General features: G+C 71.8%; 21 protein-coding genes and 1 pseudogene. 9 read left to right on the top strand and 13 right to left on the bottom strand.

Translation table 11 applies throughout. The annotated features are described in order from the left end of the window. Position 1: 1 nt before the first annotated feature. Genes Q3W68_RS22105 through Q3W68_RS22115 form a run of 3 tightly spaced genes read right to left on the bottom strand, consistent with a single transcriptional unit; the run spans position 2 to position 3552 of the window. Positions 2-1645 (bottom strand): extracellular solute-binding protein, encoded by a 1644-nt coding sequence (locus Q3W68_RS22105; protein ID WP_302907259.1) that lies wholly within the window; start codon positions 1643-1645, stop codon positions 2-4. Positions 1646-1681: 36 nt separating this feature from the next. Beyond that, positions 1682-2620, bottom strand: coding sequence for a carbohydrate ABC transporter permease (locus tag Q3W68_RS22110; protein WP_302907260.1), 939 nt, complete (start codon positions 2618-2620; stop codon positions 1682-1684). Continuing rightward, the gene (locus tag Q3W68_RS22115; RefSeq protein WP_302907261.1) at positions 2617-3552 is read right to left on the bottom strand and encodes a sugar ABC transporter permease; all 936 of its coding nucleotides are present in this window, start codon (positions 3550-3552) and stop codon (positions 2617-2619) included. The genes Q3W68_RS22110 and Q3W68_RS22115 overlap by 4 nt, the downstream gene beginning before the upstream one ends. A 78-nt stretch (positions 3553-3630) precedes the next feature. On the opposite strand from Q3W68_RS22115, the gene Q3W68_RS22120 reads away from it, so the two are divergent. The 3 genes and pseudogenes from Q3W68_RS22120 to Q3W68_RS22130 all read left to right on the top strand — a co-directional run bounded on the left by Q3W68_RS22120 (position 3631) and on the right by Q3W68_RS22130 (position 5744). Next, positions 3631-4641: an acetylxylan esterase gene (locus Q3W68_RS22120; RefSeq protein ID WP_302907262.1), complete on the top strand. Its 1011-nt coding sequence runs from the start codon at positions 3631-3633 to the stop codon at positions 4639-4641. A gap of 208 nt (positions 4642-4849) precedes the next feature. Further along, positions 4850-5167: pseudogene (locus tag Q3W68_RS22125) on the top strand (ricin-type beta-trefoil lectin domain protein); the annotation flags it as partial. 205 nt (positions 5168-5372) lie between these two features. Then, the gene (locus Q3W68_RS22130) at positions 5373-5744 is read left to right on the top strand and encodes a nuclear transport factor 2 family protein (protein ID WP_302907263.1); all 372 of its coding nucleotides are present in this window, start codon (positions 5373-5375) and stop codon (positions 5742-5744) included. A 27-nt stretch (positions 5745-5771) separates the two neighbouring features. On the opposite strand, the gene Q3W68_RS22135 is transcribed toward Q3W68_RS22130, so the two are convergent. Further along, complete coding sequence (locus Q3W68_RS22135) at positions 5772-6128, bottom strand: nuclear transport factor 2 family protein (RefSeq protein ID WP_302907264.1); 357 nt, start codon at positions 6126-6128, stop codon at positions 5772-5774. 106 nt (positions 6129-6234) lie between these two features. Between Q3W68_RS22135 and Q3W68_RS22140 the strand changes: the two genes are divergently transcribed. After that, the gene (locus Q3W68_RS22140) at positions 6235-7275 is read left to right on the top strand and encodes a DUF4034 domain-containing protein (protein WP_302907265.1); all 1041 of its coding nucleotides are present in this window, start codon (positions 6235-6237) and stop codon (positions 7273-7275) included. 178 nt (positions 7276-7453) lie between these two features. On the opposite strand, the gene Q3W68_RS22145 is transcribed toward Q3W68_RS22140, so the two are convergent. After that, positions 7454-8362 (bottom strand): helix-turn-helix transcriptional regulator, encoded by a 909-nt coding sequence (locus Q3W68_RS22145; protein ID WP_302907266.1) that lies wholly within the window; start codon positions 8360-8362, stop codon positions 7454-7456. A gap of 166 nt (positions 8363-8528) precedes the next feature. Between Q3W68_RS22145 and Q3W68_RS22150 the strand changes: the two genes are divergently transcribed. The 4 genes from Q3W68_RS22150 (at position 8529) to Q3W68_RS22165 (ending at position 11627) form a co-directional block, all read left to right on the top strand. Continuing rightward, positions 8529-9386, top strand: a complete 858-nt coding sequence (locus tag Q3W68_RS22150) for an SDR family NAD(P)-dependent oxidoreductase (RefSeq protein ID WP_302907267.1) — start codon at positions 8529-8531, stop codon at positions 9384-9386. Between the two features lie 78 nt (positions 9387-9464). Further along, complete coding sequence (locus tag Q3W68_RS22155) at positions 9465-10412, top strand: hypothetical protein (RefSeq protein ID WP_302907268.1); 948 nt, start codon at positions 9465-9467, stop codon at positions 10410-10412. A 7-nt stretch (positions 10413-10419) separates the two neighbouring features. Beyond that, positions 10420-10938 (top strand): HAD domain-containing protein, encoded by a 519-nt coding sequence (locus Q3W68_RS22160; RefSeq protein WP_302907269.1) that lies wholly within the window; start codon positions 10420-10422, stop codon positions 10936-10938. Positions 10939-10985: 47 nt separating this feature from the next. Continuing rightward, a complete protein-coding gene (locus Q3W68_RS22165; RefSeq protein WP_302907270.1) occupies positions 10986-11627 on the top strand; it encodes a M23 family metallopeptidase in 642 nt (213 codons plus the stop codon). Positions 11628-11634: 7 nt separating this feature from the next. Here Q3W68_RS22165 and Q3W68_RS22170 read toward each other — a convergent pair whose 3' ends face one another. From Q3W68_RS22170 to Q3W68_RS22180, 3 genes are all read right to left on the bottom strand, one after another. Next, positions 11635-12048 carry a DUF4260 domain-containing protein gene (locus Q3W68_RS22170; protein WP_302907271.1) on the bottom strand — a complete coding sequence of 138 codons (414 nt, stop codon included), beginning with the start codon at positions 12046-12048 and terminating at the stop codon, positions 11635-11637. A gap of 144 nt (positions 12049-12192) precedes the next feature. Next, entirely contained in the window at positions 12193-13677 is a 1485-nt protein-coding gene (locus Q3W68_RS22175; RefSeq protein WP_302907272.1) for a class I adenylate-forming enzyme family protein, read from the bottom strand. A 23-nt stretch (positions 13678-13700) separates the two neighbouring features. Then, a complete protein-coding gene (locus tag Q3W68_RS22180; protein ID WP_302907273.1) occupies positions 13701-14942 on the bottom strand; it encodes a hydroxymethylglutaryl-CoA synthase family protein in 1242 nt (413 codons plus the stop codon). A 126-nt stretch (positions 14943-15068) separates the two neighbouring features. On the opposite strand from Q3W68_RS22180, the gene Q3W68_RS22185 reads away from it, so the two are divergent. Further along, a complete protein-coding gene (locus tag Q3W68_RS22185) occupies positions 15069-15608 on the top strand; it encodes a DUF1697 domain-containing protein (RefSeq protein ID WP_302907274.1) in 540 nt (179 codons plus the stop codon). Between the two features lie 11 nt (positions 15609-15619). Here Q3W68_RS22185 and Q3W68_RS22190 read toward each other — a convergent pair whose 3' ends face one another. The 5 genes from Q3W68_RS22190 to Q3W68_RS22210 form a co-directional block, all read right to left on the bottom strand. Then, positions 15620-16900 (bottom strand): cation:proton antiporter, encoded by a 1281-nt coding sequence (locus Q3W68_RS22190; protein WP_302907275.1) that lies wholly within the window; start codon positions 16898-16900, stop codon positions 15620-15622. Further along, complete coding sequence (locus tag Q3W68_RS22195) at positions 16897-17715, bottom strand: Crp/Fnr family transcriptional regulator (protein WP_302907276.1); 819 nt, start codon at positions 17713-17715, stop codon at positions 16897-16899. The genes Q3W68_RS22190 and Q3W68_RS22195 overlap by 4 nt, the downstream gene beginning before the upstream one ends. A 499-nt stretch (positions 17716-18214) precedes the next feature. Next, positions 18215-20434, bottom strand: coding sequence for an acyltransferase domain-containing protein (locus tag Q3W68_RS22200; RefSeq protein ID WP_302907277.1), 2220 nt, complete (start codon positions 20432-20434; stop codon positions 18215-18217). Then, positions 20431-21189 (bottom strand): enoyl-CoA hydratase-related protein, encoded by a 759-nt coding sequence (locus Q3W68_RS22205; protein WP_302907278.1) that lies wholly within the window; start codon positions 21187-21189, stop codon positions 20431-20433. The genes Q3W68_RS22200 and Q3W68_RS22205 overlap by 4 nt, the downstream gene beginning before the upstream one ends. Positions 21190-21195: 6 nt before the next feature. Beyond that, the gene (locus Q3W68_RS22210; protein ID WP_302907279.1) at positions 21196-22074 is read right to left on the bottom strand and encodes a DUF6039 family protein; all 879 of its coding nucleotides are present in this window, start codon (positions 22072-22074) and stop codon (positions 21196-21198) included. Positions 22075-22257 lie beyond the last annotated feature (183 nt).

Below are 22257 nucleotides of genomic sequence, written 5' to 3' on the forward strand. Positions count from 1 at the left end.
CTCAGCCGTGGCTCTTGCGGTACCGCTCGTACGCCTTGTTGACCAGGTCGATGTAGGCCTGCGCGTTCTTGCCCTTCAGCTCGGAGACGTAGGCGTCCCACTCGCTCAGCGGCCGCTGGCCGAGGGCGAACTTCAGCGTGTTCTGGGTTACGTGGTCCTTCAGCGCGGTCGCCCAGAGCGTCGTCTGTTCCCGCTCCTCGTCGCTGAGCGGCGCGGGTGGCGGAGTCACCCAGGGCGCCGCCTTGCGGGTGTTCATCTCCTTCTGGAACTCCAGTTCCTCGGGCGAGAAGAACGACTGCACCAGGTCGAGCTTGCCGCCGTACGCGAAGACGCCGTTGTAGAAGCCGAAGTCCTTCTGCAGATGCTTGCTGCCCTTGGGGTTGAGCCCGATGACGTTGACGTCCGGGGCGAGGGTGCGCTTGCCCGAGCCGTCCTTGGTGTAGGTGGTGCCCTCGACGCCCCACTTGGCGAACTCCTGGCCGGCGTCGGAATACCAGAGCCAGTCGACGAACTGCATCATGGCCACGAAGTTCTTGCCGTCGCGGGCCTTGCTGGAGATCATCACGCCGTTCTCCAGCCGGCTCGCCGCGTTGACCGGGCCGGCCGGTCCGACCGGGAAGAGTATCTTGCCGAGGCGGGCGTTCGGGTTGATCTTCGCGATGTCCGGGCGGTAGTCGTTCACCAGGGTCTGCGCGTTCGTGCTGATCACGAACGACTTGCCGCTGGCGAGCTTCTGCCGGGCCTGGTCGTCGGTCTGGGTGAACGTCTCCGGGTCGAGCAGCCCCTCGGCGACCAGCTTGTGGAGGTACTCCACCACCTGCCGGTAGCCGTCCGAGGCGCCGGTGAAGACGTACTTTCCGGCCCCGGCGTCCCAGGCCGTCGGCTGGTAGTTCCAGCCGGCGCCGGGCAGGCCGTGCGCGAGCGCCAGCATGTTCAGCAGGTTGCCGGCGGGGTTGGGCTTGCCGAACCGGTCGGAGAACGGAATGACGTCCGGGTGGGCCGCCTTCATCGCCTTGAGCATGGCGTACACCTCGTCCCAGGTGGTCGGGGACGGGATCTTCAGCTGCTCCAGCACGTCGGTGCGGACCGCGAGCGTGTAGTCCTGCCAGGGCTTCTCGTGCAGGCCGGGCAGCAGGTAGAACTTGCCGTCCTCCTGCCGCAGCGTGTCCATCTCCGGCTTGAGGTTCCACCGCTCGATCTTGTCCTTGAAGTGCGGCATCAGGTCGAGGTAGTCGCTGACCGGCAGGATCGCGCCGGAGGAGACGTACGAGTTCTCCTGCGGGTGGTAGGTCTTCGGGATGATCAGCGGGGCGTCGCCGGAGCCGACCAGCACGCTGCGCTTCTGCTCGTAGTCGCTCAGCGGCACGGCGACCGGGTCCAGCTTGACGTTCGTCCGCCCGGCCAGCTCGGTCCAGAACAGCCACTCGGGCTTGAGCGGGTAGTTCGGGTGGTTGTTGTAGAGGATCGAGAACGTGACCGGCTCGGTGGCCTTGAACTGGTCCCCGACACCGTACTTCTCCATCGCGCCGGCACGGTTGCGGTCGAGGTCCTTCTTGTCGGGGGTGTCGTCGCCGCAGCCCGCCAGGGAGACGACGGCGGCCGCGCCGGTGGCGAGCAGCACCTGGCGCCGGGACAGCTTGGCCATGGGTTCTTCCTTCCGGTGGTGGGGGTGCGTGGGCGGCTATCCCTTCACGGCGCCGAGCATGACCCCGGAGACGAAGTAGCGCTGGATGAAGGGATAGACCGCGAGGATCGGCAGGATCGTCAGCACGATCGTCACGGACTGGATGGTGGCGGCGGACTGGACGACGTCGCCGGCGCTGCCGAGGCCGCCGCCGGTCTGCGTGGCGTCGGTCGCGCCCGCGATGAGGTTGCGCAGGTAGACGGTCACCGGGAGCAGGTCCTGACGGTCCATGTAGAGGAACGCGGCGAACCAGGAGTTCCAGAACGAGACGGCGTAGAACAGCACCATCGTGGCGACCATCGCCTTCGACAGCGGCAGCACGATCCGCAGCAGCGTGCCGTACGTGTTCAGGCCGTCGACGGCGGCGGCCTCCTCCAGCTCGACCGGCAGGCTCTCGAAGAACGCCTTCATCACCAGCAGGTTGAACACGTTTATGGCGTTGGGCAGGGCGATCGCCCACACGGTGTTCTTCAACCCCAGGCTGGTGACCAGGACGTAGTTGGGGATCAGGCCGCCGGTGAAGAACATGGTGAACACGGCGATCCCGACCAGCGCGGTCCGGCCCCGCAGGTGTCTCTTCGACAGCACGTACGCGTAGCAGGTGGTCAGCACGACGGAGATGAGCGTGGCGACCACCGTGTAGAAGACGGTGTTGCGGTAGCTGACCCAGAACGCCGGGTCGGACGTCACCACCCGGTACGCGGTCAGGTTGAACCCCCGCGGCACGAGGTTCACCTCACCGGCGACGATGTACGCGTTGTCGCTGAGCGAGCGGGCCACGATGGTGAGGAACGGGTACAGCGTCACCACCACGACGCCGGTCAGCACGACGGCGTTGACGACCTGGAAGACCCGGTAGCCCCGGGTGGGCCGGGGGCCACGCGGGCGGGCCGCCGGTTCCCGCGTAGAGGTCTGGGTACGGTCCTGCGTGCTCACCACAGGCTCGTCCCCACCGTGCGCCGGGAGATCGCGTTCGCCGACAGCACCAGCGTCAGCCCGATCACGGACTCGAACAGGCCGATCGCGGCGGCGTAGCTGAGGTTCCCGGAGACGATGCCCACCCGGTACAGGTAGGTCGAGATCACGTCCGCCGTCGGGTAGGTGAGCGGGTTGTACAGCAGCAGGATCTTCTCGAAGCCGACGGCCATGAAGGTGCCGATGTTGAGGATCAGCAGGGTCACCATCGTCGGCCGGATCCCCGGCAGCGTCACGTGCCAGGTCTGCCGCCACCGGTTGGCGCCGTCGATGCGGGCCGCCTCGTAGAGGTCGCCGTCGACTGTGGTGAGCGCGGCGAGGTAGAGGATGGTGCCCCAGCCGACGGTCTGCCAGACCTCGGAGGAGACGTAGATCGTCCGGAACCATCCGGCCTGCTGCATGAACGGGACCGGCTCGCCGCCCACGGCGCGCAGCATCTGGTTCACCGCGCCGTCCACCGACAGCAGCTGGAGGACCATGGCGGCCACGATCACGATCGACAGGAAGTGCGGCAGGTAGGACACCGACTGCACGAACCGCTTGAGGGCCCGGTTACGCACCTCGTTGAGCAGCAGTGCGAGCACGATCGGCAGCGGGAAGCAGAACACCAGGGTCAGCGCGCCCAGCACGAGCGTGTTGGTGAACACGTTCCAGAAGGTGGGGTCGGTGAAGAACAGCCGGAAGTACCGCAGTCCGGTCCAGTACTCGCCGAACAGGCTGCCGCCGGGCTGGAAGCGCCGGAACGCGATCACGTTGCCCAGCATCGGCAGGTAACGGAACGTCAGGAAGAACAGCAGCGGCAGGACGGCCAGCGAGTAGAGCTGCCAGTCCCGGCGCAGGGCCCGCCGCCAGGGCGTACGGCGACCGCGCGGGATCGGGGATGCCAAGCTCATCCTCCCGCCTGACCATCGACCGGAACTTTCCGGTAATACGCCGTAAGCCTTTCGGAAATTTATGGGTATCGTTATCGCGTGTCAAGAGCGTCGATTGATAACTCCCTCGACCAGCTCCGTCGCTACACGCCGGCCGTCGTCGAGCCCGCCGACTTCGACCGGTTCTGGCGCACCACCCTCACCGCCGCCGCGGCCACCCCGCCGCTCGTCAGCGTCCGTCCCGAACCCACCGGCCTGCGGCTGGTCGACGTATGGGACGTGACGTTCGCCGGTTTCGCCGGCGAACCGGTCCGGGCCTGGTACACCCGCCCCGCCGGCTTATCCACCCCGCTGCCGGCCGTGGTGGAGTACCCCGGCTACGGACGCGGCCGGGGCCTGCCGGGCGAGCGGCTCATCTGGCCGGTGGCCGGTTACGCGCACCTGCTGGTCGACAACCGGGGGCAGGCCGGACTGTTCAGCCGCGGGGACACCCCGGATCCGCACGACGCGCCCGGCGGGCCCAGCCCCGCCACACGGGGAATCCTGGCCCCGGACGACTACCACTACCGCCGTCTGATCACCGACGCGGTCCGCGCGATCGACGCCGTCCGCGTACTGCCCGGGGTGGACCCGGCCCGCGTCGCCGCGGTCGGCAACAGCCAGGGGGGTGGACTCGCGCTCGCGGTGGCGGGCCTCGTCGACGGCCTCGCCGCGCTCCTGGTCACTGCCCCGTTCCTGTGCGACATCCAGCGGGCCATCGAGCTCACCGATACTTCCCCCTACGGCGAGATCGCCAGCTACCTGGCCGTGCACCGCGAGGCGGAGGAGCAGGTCCGGCACACGCTGTCCTATGTCGACGGCGTCACGTTCGCCCGGCGGGCCACCGCTCCGGCGCACTTCGGGATCGGCCTGCGGGACGAGGTCTGCCCACCGAGCACCGGCTTCGCCGCCTACAACCAGTACGCCGCCGCCAGTGGCTCGACCGCGCCGCTACGGGAGATGCACACGTACCCGTTCAACGGCCACGAGGGCGGGGAGGCCGTCCACGTCCGGCGGCAGCTGCGCTGGCTCGACGCGGTGATCCGTCCCGCCGGTACGGCAGCCGGCTGACCCGCTCACCGGATGCGCGCCTCGGAGCGCCTGGACCTGGCGTCATCGACCAGGCGTCGTGGCGCCTGCGCGTGCGCCGTCCGGAGCGACTGTCGTCCGCCCCTGGACTGCGCCGATGGATGCTGAATTCGCGGCCAACGCCGCGGCCACCGCCGCGATCTTCGGATTCTTCGGGATGGCCTGGTTCGGCTGGGCGCAGGAGGCGGCCGACCGCGCGCCGCTGCAGATGTGGAACTGCAACAACACCAACGCGCAGAAGTGGACGTTCAGCGGCACGGCGCTGAAGAGCCAGAACAACAAGTGCATGGACATCGACGCCGGGTCCACCGCGAACGGCGCGGTGGTGCAGCTCTACACCTGCAACGGCACCGGCGCCCAGCAGTTCACCCTGAACGCGGCCGGAGACCTGGTCAACCTTCAGGCCGGCAAATGCGTCGACATCAAGGACTGGAACGGCGAGGACGGCGCGAGGCTCCAGCTCTGGGACTGCTCGGGCACGGCCAACCAGAAGCGGCGCAAGGGCTGACCGCCCGTGCGACCGCGGCGGGGGCCGGCCGGGAGTCGCCCCCGCCACCGGCAGGACGACGGATGACACGTCGGCCACCGGGCGAGCCGGCGCGGGCGCCGTCTGCTCGCTGCGACCGCGCGTCAAGGATCCGTGATCGGCGACGCGGCGCCCGCTCGGCGTTGGATGATGAGGTGAGTCGTCCATGCACGAGAGGCTGCGGTGAATGACCGAGCAATTGCGGGCGCGCCCGCCACGCGAGGTGCTCGACGAGCATCTGCGCCTGTCGAACGAGGGCCGGTTCGCCGAGGACATCGAGCGCAACGTGTCGCCGGACTGCCTCGTCCTCGACCGCAGGGGAGTGTTCCGGGGGCACGCCGGGGTGCGGAAACTGGCGCAGTGGCTGAGCGCGGAGCTTCCGGGCGCCCACTTCACCTACACGACGGTGCTGATCGAGGATCGGATCGGATTCCTGGAGTGGACCGCTGACGCATCGGGCGCGCGGGTCCGCGACGGCGCCGACTCGTACGTCATCGAGGACGGCTGGATCGTCGCGCAGACCATCCACTACACGGTGGAACCGACCGCCGGAGCCTGAGCGTCCGACCGGCCGCGGGCGGAGCGCTCACCGGACCGGGACGAAGGTGGCGGCCAGCACCCGCCAGTTGCCGTCCTCCCGCACCCACAGCCGGGTGTAGCGCAACCGCGCGGACACGACGGCCCCGCCCTGAACCGCATCCACCGCGGCGACCGTGCGGGTCACCCCGGTCTCACCGTCGTCCTGGACGTCGAGCGACTCCTCCACCAGGCCGGTGATCCGCAGGGCGCCCGAGCGGTAGCTCCCCAGATCGTCCTCCTTGGTGAAGACCGTGCCGTCCGGTCCGGCACCCACGACCCGGGGATGCAGAAGCGCGTCGAGGGATTCGACATCGGCGGCACGCTGAGCGGCTTGGAGCCGCCGTTCCGCAGCACGGAGATCCATCCGCCGATCCTCTCCGGCGCCCCGCACCACGACAAGCGGGTTAGCTCGCGGCAGAACGGCAATGCGCGGCCCACACGCTGTTCGCTGACATCTACCATCCTTGATCATGCTCTCGACCATGTGGCGGATACTCACCCGCCAGATCGACCCCAACCCGGCACAGGACGACGCCGTGCTGCGCGAGGCGTGCACGCAGGCGCGGTACGGCTCCGACATCGGACCGGCCCGGAAGGCTCTGGCCGCCACCCGGGACGACTACGACCGCCGGGCACGGTACGTCCGTGTGCTGGCCGAATCGACCGCTCGCGGGCTGGGAACGCGGGTCGACCGTACGACCGGCCGGGTCGACACCACAGACGCGTGGACCGACCGCTGGGCCTCTCGCGCGCCCGCCGATCCGGACGCCCAGCTCGTCCGTGCCCGTTCCCTGATGGCACGGGCGTGGGAGGTGCGCGGCGGCGACTGGGCCTCCAACGTACGCCGGGAGCAGTGGGCCGAGTTCCACCGCCTGCTGGACCTGGCCCGGCAGGTGAACGATGTCGCGATGCGGCTCGCACCGGACGACCCCACCCCGTGGGCGCACCGGCTCAATCTCATGATCGACGAGAGTGCGCCACTGGAGGAGGTCGAGGAGACGTGGCGTGAGCTGACCAAGCGGGATCCCCGGCACCATCAGGGCCACGTGCTGCGGCTGACCTACCACTGCCGGAAGTGGAGCGGCTCGCACGAGGCGATGTTCGGCTTCGCCCGCTCGGTAGCCGCCACCTCGCCCACCGGCTCGCCACTACTCGTGCTGCCGGTTCGGGCCGCCGCGGAGTGGGCGCTGTGGGAGCAGGATCGCGAACCCCACTGTGGTACCGGCGACGAGATCGGCGAGCGGTGGCGACAGGATCCGGTCATGCAGTCGGATCTCGACAACGCGCTGAACCGGTGGTTCCACCAGCCGGCGACCCGGCACGCCGACTGGCTCGACGACGCGAACTTCCTGGCTTACGGGCTGGTGCGCACCGGCCGCGACGCCGAGGCCGCGCCGGTCTTCGCGTCGATCGGCCGGTACATGACCGACGTTCCGTGGGCCTGGTGGGGCGACGAGCGGCGCGACGCCGTCTTCCTCCGAGCCCGTCGCCGCGCCCGCCGCGCTGCCTGACCACAGCCGCCGCCGCGGCCGTCGTTCGTTCCCTGGACACGGCCGCCGCCGCGGGTTCGGAGGACCGGGTGACGACGACCGTCGCGGACGTGACCGGCCGGCCGCCCCGATCGTTCCGGGACTTCTGCCGCGACCGGTCGGCCGGGGTGCCCCGCGCCGCGGACGCCTGAGATCGGCGTCAAGCAGGGCTTGCGGGTTCGGTCCTGCTCGCGTCGGGCGCCTCGTGCGGCGGCGTACGGCCCGGCGCCGGCCCGGTCCGGGCGGCCAGCGACCCCAGCAGGCGCAGGTTGTCGTGCGACGGGCTGCCGGGATCGGTCGTGTAGACGAACAGCGTCTGGTCCGGGTCACCGGGCAGGGCGAGGGCCTCGTAGCGGAGGGTGATCGGCCCGACCGCCGGGTGGTTCATCCGCTTGGTGCCGTGTGTGCGTTCGTGGACGTGACGGCCGTTCCACCAGGTCCGGAACTCCGGGCTCCTGATGGTCAGCTCGCCCACGAGTTCGCTGAGCTGCGGATCGTCGGGATGGCGCCCGGCGTCGAGGCGCAGGGTGCCGACCACGTCGGCGGCCACTGTCGACCAGTCGAGGAAGGCGTCGCGGGCGCCCGGGTCGAGGAAGACCCACCGGATGTAGTTGCGGTGCCGAGGGGGGAGCAGCGTCCAGTCGGTGAGGAGCGCACGCGCGAGCGCGTTGGAGGCGAGCACGTCCGTGCGGCGCCCGAGGACGAGCGCGGGGTGTTCGGTCATCGAGGCGATCAGCTGGTGCATCGCCGGGCGTACCCGTTGGGCCGGCGTCTGCCTGCTGCCGCGCCTGGCCGGCCGCGCGAGGTCGGCGAGGTGGGCGCGGGCGGCGGCGTCGAGCCGGAAGGCCCGCGCCAGGGCGTCGACCACCGCGGCCGACGGGCTGGTGTGCCGGCCCTGTTCGAGCCGGGTGTAGTAGTCGACGCTCACGCCGGCGAGCATCGCCACCTCCTCGCGGCGCAGTCCGCGGACGCGGCGTCCCTGCGCGTCGGAGGCGATGCCGGCCGCTTCCGGCGTCAGGTCGGCCCGGCACCGACGAAGGAACCGGCCGAGGTCCGATTGTCCCGTCATGACTCGATGATCCGCCGCGACCGCCGTCCACGACACCGCCTGGGTGGGTACGCCGTTCCCCGGCAGCGCTGGGCCTGCCTCGCCGTGTTCCCGGCCCTCCCTCGTACCCACGATGGAGAGGCGTCCCCGGCCGGGGACACGACGACATCGAGATCCGGGAGTTTCCATGCCCTACCCCACCGCAGGTCCGGCCACGTGGTTCGTCACCGGCACGTCCTGCGGCATCGGCCTCGAACTGGTCCGGCAGTTGCTGGAGCGGGGTGACAACGTCGCGGCGACGACCCGGTCGGCCGAGCGCCTCGGCGCGGCCCTCGGAACGGTCGACCGCGAGCGGCTGCTCGCCCTCGAACTCGACCTGACCGACGCGGCGGCGGTGACGGCTGCCGTCCGGGCCACCACCGACCGTTTCGGCGGGATCGACGTCGTGGTCAACAACGCCGGCTACGGCTTCCTCGGCGCGGTCGAGGAGGCAGGAGACACCGAGGTCCGGACGATGTTCGAGGTGCAGGTCTTCGGCGTCTGGAACGTGCTCCGCGCGGCCCTGCCCGGCATGCGCGCCGCTCGCAGCGGCCACATCGTCAACGTCTCCTCGATCCTGGGGCTGACCGCCTTCCCCGGCTGGGGCCTCTACTGCGCGGCCAAGTACGCCCTGGAGGGCCTGTCGGACTCGCTCGCGGCCGAGGTCGCGCACCTCGGCATCAAGGTCAACGTCGTGGAGCCCGGGTACACGCGTACCGACTTCCTGCGTCCGTCGTCGCTGGGCCTCCCGGCGCGCACCGCCGACGGCTACGAGGCGATCCGCGAGATGACCGAGGCGCACCTGGCCATGCCCGGCACCCAGCTCGGCGACCCGGCCAAGGCCGCGGCCGCCATCATCGAGGTGGCCGTCCGCGGCGATGCCCCGCTGCACCAGGTGCTCGGCTCCGACTCCTACGACCTGGCCAAGGCCCGCGTGGCGGCGCTGCTCGCCGACGTCGAGGCCGGCCGCGACCTCGCGCTCAGCACGGACGTCGACGGAGCCTGACCGCGTCGTCGACGCCCCGCGGCGCGGCTCATGTCGGCGTGATCCGGTGTTGTCGGAGCCCGTGGCTATCCTTTCGCGGTGCCGTACGCCGATCTCAGCTTCGAGCAGTGGAACGACCTCTCCGACGGCGCTGCCGGCCGGATCGTCCAGGACATCGCCGAGCGGCACGAGCTGACAGCGCTCGTCGTGCGGAACACGGCGTATGCGGGGCGATCGCACCGGACGGCGCTGTTCGACCGCGACGGTATGCGGTTCGCTCTCGTACCCGCCGGCCGGCCCACGCTCGGCTACGACGCGGGCCGGTTCCGGCCCGGTCCGCGCCAGACCGCCGACTACGCCGACAGCGCCGCCGAGTTCGGGCTTCCGTCCCTGACCGAGTACGTCGAGGCAATGACCTCGCCGGTACGCGACGTCGACATGCCGGCGATGCTGGTGGCGGTGGACGCGCTCGACCCGTGCGAGATTCCGTTGGCGCCGGACGACCCCCGGGTGCGGGAGCTGGTCGCGTCGGCCGGAGGGCGGGTCGGTGGGGTGCGCACCGTCGGATCGGGTGGTGACGGGCTGACCGTCGAGTTCGACCGGACCGGGCAGGTGGTGCGGGCCCGGGCGATCCGCGAGGTCTCCTACGACGAGGCGATGGCCGGGCTCGCGAGCCTCGGCCTGCGCACGGCCACCCCGGACGAGTGGGAGTGGGCGTGTGGCGCCGGTGCGACGACCCTGTTCCGCTGGGGTGACGACTGCCCCGACGACGGTTACCCGTACGACCACAAGACCGGCCCGCACCGGCAGGAGAACCTCTGGGGCCTGGCGATCGGGCAGGACCCCTACCGGCACGAGGCGACGACCGAGCGCACCGTCGTGTGCGGTGGCGACGGCGGCGGTGCCACCTGTGGCGGCAGCGGCTTCTTCCTGGGCTGGCTCACCCTCGCGACCGCGTACCGCGACGAGGAGTTCGGCCAGTGGTCCGCCTCCGAGGACGGGTACGCCGACGAGATCCTGACCCGGCCCGTCATCGAGCTGACCTGACGCCCGGATGACGACCGGGCCCGAGAACCCTTCGTCACAGCCGGCGGGGACCGGCCGTCCGCTGCTGTTCCTGGACGTCGACGGGACACTCCTGCCCTTCGGCGGCTCCGCCGGGCCGTCGGACGACGGCGACAACCCGCTGCTGGCCGGTCTCGACGCCGGGCACGGCCGCCGGCTCGCGGCGTTGCCGTGCGATCTCGTGTGGGCCACGACCTGGATGCACGACGCCAACGAGGTGCTCGCGCCGCGGCTCGGCCTGCCCTCGCTGCCGGTCGTCGACTGGCCGGACGACGAGGACGACGACGGCCGGCTGCACTGGAAGACGCGGCGACTGGTCGAGTGGGCCGCGGGACGCCGGTTCGTCTGGCTGGACGACGAGATCACCGACGCCGACCGGAGGTGGGTGGCAGGCAACCACAGCGCGCCAGCGCTCCTGCACCGCGTCGACGCGCGCCGCGGCGTCACCGAGGAGGACCACCGGCTCGTCGCGCGATGGCTGAGCGGCCCGATCGAGCCGCGCCCGTAGCCGAGCCGGTCAGGCTGTCCACAGCGCCGCCTGTCATGCTCGAAACGATGACCACCCAGCGTCCCCACGGTTCCGGCCGCCCGCGCCGCCGCGCCCCGCGCGTCCTGCTGGTCGTCGGCGTCCTCGCGGTGCTCGTCGCCGCCGCGGCGGTAGTGGTGCCGCTGGTGCGGCCACCCGGCCCGCGACCGGACTTCCAGCTTCCGGTGGCCTGCGGCGAGACGTGGCGGCTGTCCACCTATCCGGGGCACGACGACTACGACGTCGACCTCTTCCCGACCTCCGGGGAGGCGTGGGGACGGCCGGTGCTCGCCTCCGCCGCCGGCACCGTCACGGTGGCGGGGATCAACGGCTCGCTGGGCGGTCGTACCCCGCAGGATCCGGACGGGCCGCGCGGACGCGGCGGCGGCTACTGGGTGAAGATCGACCACGGTGGCAGGTGGGAGACGCAGTACCTGCACCTGCTCGAACCGCCGTCGGTGCAGGCCGGCCAGCGGGTGGCCCGGGGCGACCAGCTCGGGCGCGTGGGCAGCACCGGGAACTCCGGCGCCCCGCACCTGCACTACGAGCAGCGCCGGGGCTGGGAGAAGGTGGAGGCACACTTCGACGGCGTGCCATCCGGGATCACGTCCGACGACCGCGAGTACTCGGTGCGGCTGACGAGCGCGAACTGCGACCCGCCGCGCCCCTGACCGGACCTCAGCGTCCGTCGGTGGTGGTCCGGGCGCGGCGGGCCTTCCCGATCAGGCCGAGGTGGGTGTGCTCGAACCCCTCACCCGTCTTGAGGCCGTAGCCCAGGGCGCGGTCGGCGGCGATGTGGAACGCCCACGCGACGGCCAGGACGCCGAGCCAGTCGATCCGGTCGCCGGACGCGGCTGCCGCCACGGCCACCGCGCCGAGCACCGCCGGCAGCGTGTACGAGTGCGCCAGGTTGTAGCAGAGGGCGCCGACGCGCGGCCCGCGCAGGTAGCCGAGCATGGACAGGTCGAACACGAGGAACAGGGCGAGCAGCGACCACCACGGGTACCCGGCCGCGACGGTCACGACGACGGCGAGGACCGCGACGGCGACGGCCTCCGCGCGCTGCGCCGCGACCGGGTTCAACTGCGGCATCTCCCACCTCGATGTCTGTCCGTGGCCACCGCTCAAGGCCCGATCACCCCGGTGGCCGAGGTGGTCGGCGGCAGCCGGCTCGCGCCGTCACCAGCCCCGACAGGGTACGCGGCGGAGGCCGTGCGCCGGCGACGACCGCGACGGTCAGCCGCCGAAGCGTTGCCGCAACTGGAACTTGAGCACCTTGCCGGTGCCGCCGCGGGGCAGCGCGTCGAGGCGGTGGATGCGGGCGGGAACCTGGTGCGGCTCCAGCCGCTCGGAGAGGAACGCGGCGAGCGTCGCGTCGTCCAGGGCCGGGTCGGCGGCCACGACGGCGGCGACGATCTCGCCGTGCTCCGGGTCGGGCAGCGCGATGACGGTGGCCTCGCGTACCGAGGGGTGGTCGTAGAGCGCGGCCTCGACCTCCAGCGACGACACGAGCTTCCCGTCCGTGGTGATCACGTCGGTCATCCGGTCGAACAGGAACAGCTCGCCGTCGGCGGTGGCGCGGCCGAGGTCGCGGGTGCGGGTCCATCCGCCGGCGTGGACGCGGGCGTTGAGCGCCTGGTCGAGGTACAGCCGCTTGGGCGCCTCGCAGCGCAGCCACACCTCGCCGAGTTCGCCCGGCGGCAGCGGCTCGCCCTGCGGGTCGACGACGCGCATCTCGGTGCCGCGTCCGGGGCGTCCCAGCCACATCGGCCGGTCCGGGTCGACGTTGCCGAGGATGATCGCCGGCACCGCCTCGGACTGCGCGTAGGCGTTGGCGATGGTGGCGTTCGGCATGGCGGCGAGCAGGTCGCGGGCGATGCGCGGCGGCATGATCGCCGACGCGTTGCCGATGGTCTTGACCGAGCCGAGGTCGTAGCGGTCCTGCGGCCGGATGGCGGCGAGCCGGATCGCGGTCCACGGGGTCAGGATGAGGGTCGCGCAGCCGTGCGTGGCGAGCAGGCGGGCGATCTCCTCCGGGTCGTCCGGCGAGCACACGATCAGCGGTGACGGCGTCGTGGTGGCCAGCACCGCGACTGTCGTCGCGCTCGACGTGGTGCCCAGCGGCATCGGCGCGAGCAGCGGCGCGGGGTCGACCAGCTGCCCGAGGGCGGCGGATCCGCGCCCGTACGTCAGGTTGCCGTGCGGGTTGGTGAACGGCTTCGCGGGGCCGGTGGTGCCGGAGGTGTAGAGGATGTCGGAGATGTCGTCGGGGGTGACGCCGGTGTCGACAGCGCCGGTGTCGCCCTGGTCGAGGTCCGCGACGACCACCGACCAGCGCCCGGCGTCGTCGCGCCACGGCGGAAGCGCCGCGCCGCGGATCACGCCGGCCACCGCGCACTGGTCGAACCGGCGGCGCAGCTCCACCGCCGGCATCGTGTCGTTCACGTGTACGGCGGTTGCGCCGGCCTTGAGCACGCCGAGGTAGGCGACCGCGTAGTCGATCCAGTCGTCGCCGCCGAACAGCAGCGCCACCCGGGCGCCCCGGCCGGTGCCGCCGAGCCGGTCGAGCACCGCGCGGGCGACGGCGTTCGAGCGCCGGTCCCAGTCGCCGTAGGTGATCGCCGTCTTGCCGCGGACGTTTATCGCCTCCTGCTCGGGCATCAGGCCGGTGCGGTGCCGGAGCAGGTCGGGCACGACGACCGCGGACGTGGGCACACTCATGGGTCCTCCCTCGGATGGCGCGCTCAGCTCCACCGGTACACGCGGTGGAAGTCTTCGATCCGGTCGAGCAGCAGCAGGCCCCGGCCGGCCACGTGGCTGTCCAGCACGGACCGGTAGGGGCCGGTGTCCAGGACGGCGTCGCGGACACCGAAGGCACGGTCGGCGGTGTGCCGGCTCCACTCGTCGAACTCGGCGACGGTGAGCCGGCGGCGCTCCTCGACGGCGCGGGCGAGCGGGCGGGCCGCGAGCCGGCCGGCGGCGCGCTCCGTGACGACCCCGCTGAAGAACTCGGACCCGCAGCCGGAGCCGTAGGAGAACAGGCCGATGCGGCGGGCCACTGTGAAGTCGGCGTGGTCGATCAGCGAGCACAGCGCGAGGTAGAGCGAACCGGAGTAGAGGTTGCCGATCTCGCTGGTGTACGACAGCGACGGGGCCACCCGCGCGGCGAAGTCCCGGTCGATGTCGGCCGGCGCCATGCGCTTGGTCTTGCGCAGCAGCGTGCGGTGGGCGCCCTTGACCATCCCGGCGAAGGGGATGTGGAAGACGAGGTGGTCGAACGTGGTGACGATGTCGGCGCCCTCGACGCGGTCCCGGTAGGCGGCGAAGCACCGTTCCAGGCAGGTGAGGTAGGCGAGCAGGGACAGGTCGGAGTTCACCACGTCGACGTCCGGCCGGGGCCGTAGGGTGTCCATCACCTCCTGGGTGTGGTACCCGCTGGCGCCCAGGTCGAGCCGCAGCACGTCGGGCGTCCGGCTGACCAGCATCGCGACCGCGCCGGCGCCCTCCGACGGCTCGAAGTAGCTGCCGGCCGCCGCGACGCCCGCGATGTCGGTGGCGACCACGAGCGCCCGCGCGTCCGGCGCCGGGCTCGCGGCGATGATCGCCGCCGCGCTCTGCAGGGCCGCGGTGCCGCCGTAGCAGGCGTGCTTGACCTCGAACGACCGGCAGCGCGGCGGCAGGCCGAGGAGGTCGTGGACGTAGGTGCTGATCGGCTTGCCGAAGTCCAGCCCCGACTCGGTGGCCACCACCACCAGTTCGATCGCCTCCCGCTGCTCCGGCGACAGCGCGTCGACCAGCGGCCGGGCGGCGTTGACGGCGTGGGTCACCTGGTCCTCGCAGGGCAGGCTCACCGACCGGCGGCGCATCATCAGGTTCGGCAGCCGCGACGGGTCCAGGCCGCGCGCCTCGAACAGGCCCGGCACGTCGACGTACGCCCGCCCGGGGTAGACGTGGAGATCCTCGATGCCGACCGCCGTGGTGATCATCCTCGGGCCTCTCCTCTTCGTGGATTCCCCACCGTCGCGGTCCCTGACGTTGTACGGCCCCGGGCCGGGCGTGTCTGCTCAGAGTTGAGCGCCCGCGACCGGCCCGGCCGGTTACCATCCCGGGTCATGACGAGATACGTCGCTCTGTTGCGCGCGGTGAACATCGGTGGCGGTAGCTCGATGGTGATGACGGAGTTGAAGGAGGTCTTCGTCTCCTGCGGCTTCGACGGCGTGGCGACGTACATCCAGAGCGGCAACGTCGTGTTCGGCTGCCCCGAGACCGACGAGGTCGCGATCCTGGCCGAGATCGACCGGGGCATCAAGCAGCGGTGGGGCCGTGACGTGCCGGTGCTGCTGCGCAGCCTGGCCGAACTCGACGCGATGATCGCCGCCAACCCGTACCTCGACGTGCAGACCGATCACACGAAGCTGCTCGTCACGATGCTCAGCAGCGATCCCGGCCCGGACAAGCAGGCGGCGCTCGCCGCCCCGCCCGGCGAGACCGGCACGCTGACGCTGCTCGGCCGGGACGTGTTCGTGCACGTTCCCGACGGGTACGGGCGCAGCAAGCTCAGCAACGCCTTCGTGGAGAAGAAGACCGGCGTGGTCGGGACGACCCGCAACTGGCGCTCGGTGCTGAAGCTGCGCGACATGGCGGCGGCCTGACCGCGTGCCCGTCATCGGGGGCTCACCACTGACGGGCCGGACACGGCGCCGGAGGCGCTGTCGCCGGCGTCGGCGCCCTGACCGAACCGGTCCGCCAGCGACAGCAGCGGGCCGGTGAGAAGCGTCGTGACCAGCGCCATGATGAGCAGGGCGAGGAACAGCGGCGGGCTCAGGATGCCGGCCTGGAACGCGACCTGGAGCACGATGAGCTCGGTGAGCCCGCGCGTGTTGAGCAGGATGCCGATCCGCGCGGCCTCCGCGGGCGCGCAGCCGCCGAGCCGGCCGCCGAGATAGCCGCCGCCGATCTTCCCGACCAGGCCGAGGACGAGCACGACGGCCACCAGCGACCACGGCGTGCTGCCGACCGCGCCGGTCAGCGCGGTGAGCCCGGCGCTCACGAAGAAGATCGGCAGCAGCGACCGCCCGAGCCGCGACACGGCGGCGGTCGGCGCGTCCCAGGGCTCGCCGGGCGGCACCGCCAGGCCGACCAGGATCGCGCCGAACACCGCGGTCAGCCCGAGGAGGTGGACGCCGAAGCCGACCACGAGAGCCACCACGCCGAGAACCACGGCACTGGCGGCCGGCCACCGGCCGCACCACAGTGCCGCCCGGCCGCGGCGCAGCACCCATCGGATCCCGCCGGCCAGCAGCAACGCTCCGGCGAGGACCGCCATCGCGCGACCGAAGGTCGCCGGGTCCCCGGCGCCCAGCCCGACAGCCAGGGACAGCAGCAGCCAGCCGATGACGTCGACGACCACGGCGGCGGCCAGCGCGAGCGCCCCGGCCGCCGTCTCCGTCAGGCCCCGCTCGGTCAGCAGCCGCGCCAGCACCGGTACGGCGGTGATGGACAGCGTCACCGCGACGCCGAGCACGAAGGCCGGCATCGGCGCGTCGCCGCGTACAGCCGGTCCGGCGGCGAACTGGACCCACAGCGCGACGAGCACACCGCAGGTCAGCGCCGGGACGAGCGCCCCGGCGGTCACCCAGGCCAGCCTGCGGTCGTCGCGCGCGGGCCCGACCCGTAGCTCACGCGCGAGGCCGACCAGGAAGAGCACCAGCGCGCCCTCGGCGACCATGCGCAGGAGCGCGCGTGCGTCCTCCGGCAGCACCGCCGCCAGCCCGTCGTGACCGGCGAACAGGACGAGGGCCGGGCCGACGAGGAGGCCGGCGACGATCTCCCCGATCACCGGCGGCTGCCGCAGCAGTCGCGCCGCGGCCCGTCCGGTCCCGCCGACGAGCAGGAGCGCCACGAGCAGCGCGGCTCCGTGCAGGGAGACCAGGACGGCGCTCACGCGGACAGCTCCCGTTCGCTGCGCAGCAGGCGCGCGCCGTTCACGGGCCGGATCGGGTCGGCGCCCCACCGGGCGGGCTCGTACTGCCCGCACTCCACGTACCGGGTCAGCGCCGGCTCGTTGATCAGGAGATATCCGCCGGGCAGCTGATCCACCAGCTTCGCCGCGCGGAAGTGCTTGAGGAACAGCCCGACGCGGGACCGGGTGGTGCCGACCATGCTGGCCAGCTCCTCCTGGGTGATTTTCGCGTCGATCTGCATGCCGAGGTTGAGCCGCCGGCCCACCTTGCGGGCCAGTCGCAGCAGGGTCGCGGCCAGCCGGTGTTCGCTGTCCATGGTGACCAGTTGGGTGATGGCCTGCTGCTGGTCGAGCAGCTTGGCCATGAGAAACCGGGTGAAGTGCCAGTTGAGCTGCTCGTCGCTGCTCAGCACGTCGAACAGCTTCACCGAGTTGACTCTCCTGATCACACTGTCGCGCATGGCCCGGGCGGTGTCGTGGCGTGGTCCGCCGAGCAGGCCGAGCTCGCCGAACATGTCGCCCCGCGTGTGGATCGACAGCAGGCACTGCTTGCCGTCGGCGGAGGACGCGATCGTCTTGAACTGCCCGACCTCCACGAGGTACATCCGCAGATCGTGGTCGCCGGAGTTGTACGCGGCCCCGCCTCGGGGGACGTGTGTGCGGACGGCGAAAGTCGGGTCGTCCCGGATCAGCCGATTCAGCTCGTTACGCAAACTGGTGGTGGCGCCGGCGATTCGCAAGGAGGCCTCCTGGCGCCCGATGTCGGTGCTCGGGCGTGTTGTCAGGTTCCTGAACATTCGCTGGTGAAATGCGTGACGCTATCAATCGTTGACAGTGCAGCCGCAGCGTCGGCAAGTAATTTTGTAGCCTGCTGTCGGAATGCTGTCAGAATTGCATTACGGCCCGTGCCGGCCGTTCGTCCCATTCGCCGCCTTCTGTGCGCCGTGTGTCCGGCGTAGGGGCGGCTTCGCCACATATCCGCAGGTGAAAAGCGTCAGGCCGGGTGGAGGCATGGCGCGACCTGCGATGCTCATCGATCCGTCGTGTCTGATTCCTTCCCCGTTCGGGACGCGTTCGTCCAGTGGAGCAAATGCATGCAAAGGGCCTTCCGGAGGGTGCGGGCGACGGTTGCGCATACTGCTCGATCGAGCGGTATTAATGCCCGCCGCCATCGTAACTAATTGGGTGACGGGTGTCTACGCGGAGCAATGACCAGGCATTTTGTGACCTCGGGTCGGTTCGTAGGGGGTGATTGTCAGCGGAATGGGAACCGGCTGGCCTTTTTAAGGATTTAGGTCAATTTGCCTCGCTGAACAGACGCTCGGTGACCAGCTCGGCGTGCCGGGCCCGCCAGTCGGCCAGCGGCTCCGCCGCGACGAGCCGGTTGAACGCCCCGACGTCGGTGGAGGCCGGCACCCGGTAGTTCAGCCGCTGACCCGGCGCGCCGCGCAGGGCCGCGGCCGTGGCCTCCCGGCAGTAGGCGGCGCAGACCGACGCGAGCACACCCCGGTCGTCCCGCCCCGCGACGCCGAGATCGGCGCGCAACTCGTCCAGCGGGCGGCCGAAATGCGTCCGCTCCAGCTCGGCCAGCCGCCGGGGACCGACGTCGGCCAGCCGGTCGTAACGCAGGAACATCCGGTACAGCTCCTCGGCACGGGCGGCGAACAGTGTGCCCCGGTGCGCCACCGGAGACCGCGCGCCGAGCTCGAACAGGTCCGGATCGGGCGCCTCGCGGACGTCGGTGACGTCGAGCGCGGCGAGCAGATCCTTCGCCGCGTCCGAGGTGGCGGCCTCGGCGGTGCACTGGTTCACCGTCGTCGTGACCACGAAGTCGGCACCGAGCGCGAAGGCGGCGGCGACGGCGGCCGGGGTGCCCACCCCGGCCATCCCGATCCGCGCCCCCGGCGCCTCCCGGTCGCGCAGGGCCACCAGGGCCGGCACCAGCGCGTGCGCGTCCCGTTCGACGGCCACGTCGGTGGCGACCGCCTCCCGTGCCGCCGCGCCCGCGGACGCGCTGTCCAGGTGCCCGGCGGCGGCCAGCGCCCGTACCGTCGCCGGGTCGGCGGGGCGCAGGAACCGGACCGCGGTGGCCAGATCCGGGGCGCGGACCAGGACCTGCCGGGGATCGTCGCCGTGCCGGAACCGCACGAGCTGCGGCGACACCACGGCGAGCGGACCGGTGACCTCCACATGGCGCACGTCGTGGGCGAGGTACAGGTCGCACAACGCCCGCTCGTCGCCACCGGGCAGCCAGGCCATGCCGTACCTGCGCACGTCGCGCAGCTCGGCGAGCGCGGCCCGGATCTCCGGCAGGGCCAGGCCCCGGGCGCCGAAGAAGCCGAGCAGCCCGGCCCCCGACAGCCGTCGCAGGAACGCCGGTGACGTGACGCCGAACGGTGACGACCCGGCCAGGCAGGCGTACCGGATGCCGTAGTCGGAGCGCAGCCCGGGCGAGCCCGCCGGGCGCGGACGCGACGCCGCGGCCGGCGGCGGCCCGGAAGCGGGACCGCGCGCCACCGGCACGGCCGGCGCGGACTGCGGCGGCGCGGCCGGGGGAGAGGCCACCGGCGCGGCCACCGGAGGCGCGACCGGCGGGACGGGCGTGGCCGGCGTGGACGGCGGGACGGGCGCGACCCGGGCGAGCGGCCCGCCGGGGGCGGGCGCCGGCAGGCTCCCGGCGGCCCGGCGCCACATCTTGGTCAGCACCTCACCGGGACCGACCTCGACCGGCTCGGTCACCCCCGACCGGGCCAGCAGGCACATCGTGTCCCACCACCGGACCGGCTCGACGAAGTGCCGCAGCAGCGTGCCCGGGATCTCGCCCGGGACGTGGGGCGCCCCGGTCACGTTGCTCACCACCGGGATCGACGGCGGCGCCGGTACGACGTCGCGCAGGGCCACCGCGAACGCCTCCGCGGCGCCGGCCATGAACCGGGAGTGCGCCGGCACGCTGACCGCCAGCGGCACGCACCGGCCGGTACCGTGCCGCCGCACGGCGTCGACGACGGCACGGATGCCCGCCGCGCTGCCGGCCAGCACGAACTGGTCGGGCAGGTTGTGGTTGGCGAGGTCGACGTCCGGGATCTCGGCCAGCAGTTCCGTCACCCGCGACAGCGGCAGGCCGAGCACCGCCACCATGCCGCCGCCGGTCACGCTCTCCATCAACTGTCCACGGCGGACGACCAGACTCAGCGCGCTGTCGAAGTCCAGGCAACCGGCGAGGTGCAGAGCGGCGTACTCGCCGAGGCTGTGCCCGGCCACCACCTCCGGCGGCGGCCGGCCGTCCGCCAGCGCGGCCCGGGCGGCCAGCACGCTGACCAGGAACACAGCGGGCTGCACGTACCGGGTGCGGCCGAGGTACTCGCCCCGGACGTCCCGGCACAGCTGCGCCGGTGGTACGCCGATGATCCGCTCGGCGGTGGCGCACTCGGCGGAGAACCGGTCCAGGAGACCCTCGCCCATGCCGGGGTGCTGCGAGCCCTGCCCCGGGAAGACCCACGCGCGCACGGCGGTCACCGTTCCCAGGGGTAGCGGCCGTGCGCGACGAACTCCGTGATCCGCTGCCGGACCGCGGGCGCCGACATCAGCCGGCCGAACTCGGTCACCGCGTGCTCGCGCAGCCGGTCGTCGACGCCGGAGAACGCCCGGAAGTACCGCTTGGCGTCGCCGACGACAACCGGGTCGAGGCGGTTGAGCCGGAACAGCAGCTGCCGCAGCACCGTCTCGGGACGCTCGGCCACCTCGTCGACGAGATGGATCCGGTACGCCTCGGCCACGGAGATCGTCTGCGTGCTCAACGTCGCGGCGTACGCCTTCTGGAATCCGACCCGCCGCACCAGGAACGGCAGCACGCAGCAGGGCAGCAACCCCCACAGCGCCTCCGGCAGCGCGAACGTGCTGCGGGCGGTGGCGTGCACGAAGTCGCTCGCGGCGGCCAGCCCGACACCACCACCGGCGACCTGCCCGTCCACCTGGGCGACCACCACCCGTGGCACGGTGGTGAAGCGTTCCAGCAGGGCGAAGAACGCCGCACCGCCGTCGGAGGCGCCACCGTCGCCGGCGGCGCTCTGGAAGTCCATGCCGGTGCTGAACACGCCGTCCCGCCCGGCCAGGACCACCGCCCGGCAGGCGGCGTCGCCCTCGGCCTCGTCGAGTGCCGCGTGCAGCTCGCGCAGTGTCTCGTCGTCGATGCCGTTGCGCCGCTCCGGCCGGGCCAGCGTGACGCGCAACAGCCCGGGCTCGCGCCGGAGCTCGATCGTGCGGTACGCCATCGGTGCTCAGGCCGCGCCGCTCGGCACCTGCGGCAGCAGCAGCGTGTCGCGGATGCTGCCCTCGATGAACAGCCGGTCCCAGGTGCCGCCGCCCTTGGACTCGTGCAGCCGGCGCCGGCCGAACACCTCGGTGGCCATCTCCTTGCTCCGCTCCAGGTCGGCCAGCTCGTGGTAGTCGTCGACGCTGCGCAGGTGGATCAGCTGGAACAGGTGGTCCTGCTGGCCCCAGGTCTGCTCGTACAGCGTCGCGGTGACCCGGCCGGCGAGCCGCTCGTTGACGAAGTGCTGCCAGTGGGCCGCGTACATCCGGCCCTCCTCGCGGAACTCGTACTTGACGTCCGAGGTCCGCATGACGATCGCGCCCGCGGTCGCGGAGTTGATCTGCTGCTCCGGCGGCTGGTTGAGCTGGGACGACGCGGGCGGTACGAAGGTCGCCGGCTCCGCGTCGTCGCCGTCGTGGTCCATCCCGTGCTGCGGTACGAGCACGTCCTCGTGCAGGCTGCGGTGGACGAAGATGCGGTCCCAGTTGCCGCCGCCCTTGTGCGGCAGCCGGTCCTCGTCGGAGATCCGGCGGAACTCCAGGTCGTGGTCGACCATGTTGAGCAGGATCCGGTAGTCCTGCGGGGACTTCAGGTGGATGAACCAGTGCATCCGGTCCCGGCCGCCGAACACCTCCTCGAAGGCGAACGAGGTCGCCACGCCCTCCTGCGAGGTGTTGATGTACTGCAGCAGGTCCACGCTGAACTGGCGCCCCTCGGCGGCGAACCCGTAGGCCATCTGGCCGACCCGGTGCAGGATGAAGCCGGAGTTGAGCGTGTGCAGCACCCGCTCCAACGGCAGCGACGATTGGTTCAGCGCGCGGTACGGCTCGACCGTCGTGGTCATCGGTTCGCTCCTCAGGTGAGATCGCCGGTTCCGGCCCGTTTCTACGGGGACGGCCGACGGCGTGTCTGCTCACGGTTGAGCGGGCGCCGCAAGCAACCGGCCTGCTCAACGTTGAGCAGGCGAAGCCGGTACGACTGCCTAGCGTGATGTCTCGGCCGGGATCCACGGCCGTCGACCCTTCCC

This window comes from Micromonospora sp. C28ISP2-4 (assembly GCF_030519385.1).
GTDB classification, from domain to species: Bacteria; Actinomycetota; Actinomycetes; order Mycobacteriales; family Micromonosporaceae; genus Micromonospora; species Micromonospora tulbaghiae.